The organism is Paenibacillus sp. 1A_MP2, assembly GCF_052244825.1.
GTDB lineage: Bacteria > Bacillota > Bacilli > Paenibacillales > Paenibacillaceae > Paenibacillus > Paenibacillus vandeheii.
In genome coordinates, this window is the sequence record NZ_JBQQCS010000009.1 from 1 (window position 1) to 2,724 (window position 2,724).

Annotated in this window: 4 protein-coding genes and 1 pseudogene; all 5 read right to left on the minus strand. The window is 48.7% G+C overall.

All coding sequences use genetic code 11. The features are described 5' to 3' along the window. Positions 1–70: 70 nt before the first annotated feature. Entirely contained in the window at positions 71–397 is a 327-nt protein-coding gene (locus tag ACTWJ7_RS36625) for a hypothetical protein (RefSeq protein ID WP_301880955.1), read from the minus strand. Continuing rightward, a complete protein-coding gene (locus ACTWJ7_RS36630) occupies positions 397–762 on the minus strand; it encodes a hypothetical protein (RefSeq protein WP_301880956.1) in 366 nt (121 codons plus the stop codon). The genes ACTWJ7_RS36625 and ACTWJ7_RS36630 overlap by 1 nt, the downstream gene beginning before the upstream one ends. An 8-nt stretch (positions 763–770) precedes the next feature. Then, positions 771–1,094 (minus strand): hypothetical protein, encoded by a 324-nt coding sequence (locus tag ACTWJ7_RS36635; RefSeq protein WP_301880957.1) that lies wholly within the window; start codon positions 1,092–1,094, stop codon positions 771–773. A gap of 31 nt (positions 1,095–1,125) precedes the next feature. Next, positions 1,126–2,001, minus strand: coding sequence for a capsid protein (locus ACTWJ7_RS36640; RefSeq protein WP_301880958.1), 876 nt, complete (start codon positions 1,999–2,001; stop codon positions 1,126–1,128). A 36-nt stretch (positions 2,002–2,037) separates the two neighbouring features. Beyond that, a pseudogene (locus ACTWJ7_RS36645) lies at positions 2,038–2,627 on the minus strand (phage scaffolding protein). Positions 2,628–2,724 lie beyond the last annotated feature (97 nt).

Here is a 2,724-nt window from a genome sequence, read left to right on the forward strand (position 1 = left end):
AGTGCTTTCAATGGAGCATTTGCAAGCTCCCGCATAGCCTGGGGATCCATCGTCACTTTCACTTTAACCATCAGCTCAACTCCAATTCCGTAGAAAAGACGCTGCCATCTGGATGCTGTGGCCGTGATGCGCTGAATATGATCCGATCAGTACCGCCAACCCGGACAAAGCCCTCAATCAGTTCTCCAGGCAATATATCACCACGAAGAATCACCTTGCCGGACAACGTAACCAATCGGCGCTCCTTATCCAGCTTCTGACGCATCTTCTCGTCATAACAAGCAAGCCCGTCAAAGATTAGATCCTCGACAGGCTCCCCGTCTTCTGACAGTTTGGTGTGAAACACTTGAACAGGCGTTTTTAAAATCCAATGTGGAAATGGAAACTTACCCCGCATCAACATAGCCCCCTATTCATCAACCCTGTGGCTCTCAGCAGGTTTGTAACACCTTCGGTAGTCTTAACCCCACCAGCGCCTTCAACGGCCTTAAATGACACGCTGACGCTGCCCGCTGAGTATCCAGAGAGCGGGAAGTCCAAGTAATCCCCATATTGGAACTGGAAATCCGCTTGTTGGCATACTGCCTTGACCACATTCCCCCGCTGAAAGGCTGTCAGGCTGTCCAGTTTGCGTTGTACGATGCGATTATAGGTCAGGCTGTCTATTTGGTCGGATGCCCGACTGAGAGCCTTATTCAAGTCCTCAGCCGGAATCACACCGTCCCCATAAAGTTCATACTCTTCTTCCGTTACATATGACATGCCATCACCTACTTGTCATCAGGTGTAGTCGTGGCTGCAATCTGCTTTTTAAGTGATTTGATTTCCTTGTTCGCGTCATCCAACTGGGTTTGCAGCCCCTTCAGCGCTTCCGGTGTACCAGAACCGGATGCCGCAATCTGATTCCTCAACTCTTCGTTCTCTCTTACCAGCGCTTCGTATTCCTTCCAAGACACCTTCTTGCTTGAAGAGTTCTCTACCACTTCAAGCGTATTTCCCGACTGTTCAGCGATATCGAAGCCGAGTTTAAGATAGGTTACCCGCTCAGCATCGTCAATCTTCAACTGCGTATTTCCCTTTACTGCAAACAACATGTGATTTTCCCCTCTCTATTCGCTGTTATATTTAGGCTTGAACGTTCATTTGGATCGCGGCCGCTTTACGCTCGATCAAGAACAGATCCGTGTAACGGCGGTTTTGGTACAGATACCCGTCACCTTGTGTATGGCTGCCTGGCTCCCACAGAAAGATTGCACTGTGTTTGATCGGTGCCAACACACAGTCTGGATGAACAAGGATCAAGTTAATCTGTTTTGCCCCTACACCCGCCACAGCACCGTTTGTAAAGTCATATACTGTCTTCATACGGCTGGAAGGTACGGATTTCAACACGACCTCATCCAAACTGCGTACTGCCCGGTCAATCACACCGCTGTTCTGACCCACCGTAACAATCTGGCGAAGCTTCTCGGCAGATTTAAGCAGTTTCAAATAGTTTGGCGTTACGTACATGATCCGGCCTTCTTGCGGTACCTCTGCTTCGTCCATGTTCATCATCATTTCATCGAACACTTCCAACGCATTGGCTGCATCCAAAACGGTTGTATCTGGCGTGTATCCCATTGCCACATAATCCGCATACATCTTGGAGAAACGATATTTATCAAGCTCAGGAATGGCTTGTTCCTTCTCGAATGTCGCTGTCAGATTAGCAGCAGAAACGATTTGATTCGTTTCATCTACGTCCATGGCATCGACGAAGAACTCCACATCACGGTCAAAGGTCAAGGCCATCGTCTCAAAATTATTGCTGACGGCTTGTCGGTTCCAACCCCCGTTACGGTTGTGATTCTTATACCCGGCTACATCCAAACTTGGCACCTTGATTGTTTTGTTATTCACCCAGATGGCATTCTGCGTAGTCAAACCATCCGAAGCCAACTCTTTCGTATACTTCTGCTGCAATGTGGTCAAAAAGCTTTCTACATAGTTGAACGGCATGTGTTCATCTCTCCCTTAAATTAGTAAATTGGTTTATTACTTCGTTTCAGCAACGCCGAAAATACTTGCCAGTTGATCGTTCGTGGCTTGCCCGGTTCCTTGCCCTGGATTGCCTACACGGAAACCACCTGCACCGCCACCGTTACCGCCGCCTGCTTCATCGGGTTTGAACAAGTAGGCATCCGATGTTTGAAGCCCCTTCAATTGCTCATCCAGCCCTACCACCTTACCGTCATCGCCAATAACCAACTTTGCCTTGTCGATCATGCCCGTAACCACCTTCTCGTTATGGACCTTACCGTTAAGAGCGGCAGAAATTGCATTGGTCATCTGAATATCATTCAAATCAGATTCATACTGCTGCTTGGCTGTGGTGTTTTCCCCTGAAGGCGGGCAATCTCAGCCTTGAGCGATTCCGAAGCTCCTGCATCCTTACTGAGCGTTTCGAGCTGCGCGTCCCGATCCGTAACGTCCTTCTCCAGCTTCTTCTTCACATCCGATAAGTCGTTGTACTGCGATTTGGGAACAAAGTGTTTTGGAAGCTCCTTGCCTGCATCCGTTACGATCCCGTCAATCTTTGAATCATCCAATCCCGCATTCTTCAACAACGTTTTCAACCAATCCATTTGTCATCAGCCTCCATAGATTTATATAGCTGCTCTCCAGCTAAGGGAGCGGACCGTGATGCTCCGGTCAACGAGCAATAGGCCCCAGCAGTCTCAG

Bases quoted from the DNA above. Each gene is read 5' to 3' on its own strand.
- ACTWJ7_RS36625 (WP_301880955.1), bottom strand. From the start codon at position 397: ATGCGGGGTAAGTTTCCATTTCCACATTGGATTTTAAAAACGCCTGTT.
- ACTWJ7_RS36640 (WP_301880958.1), bottom strand. From the start codon at position 2,001: ATGCCGTTCAACTATGTAGAAAGCTTTTTGACCACATTGCAGCAGAAG.
- ACTWJ7_RS36635 (WP_301880957.1), bottom strand. From the start codon at position 1,094: ATGTTGTTTGCAGTAAAGGGAAATACGCAGTTGAAGATTGACGATGCT.
- ACTWJ7_RS36630 (WP_301880956.1), bottom strand. From the start codon at position 762: ATGTCATATGTAACGGAAGAAGAGTATGAACTTTATGGGGACGGTGTG.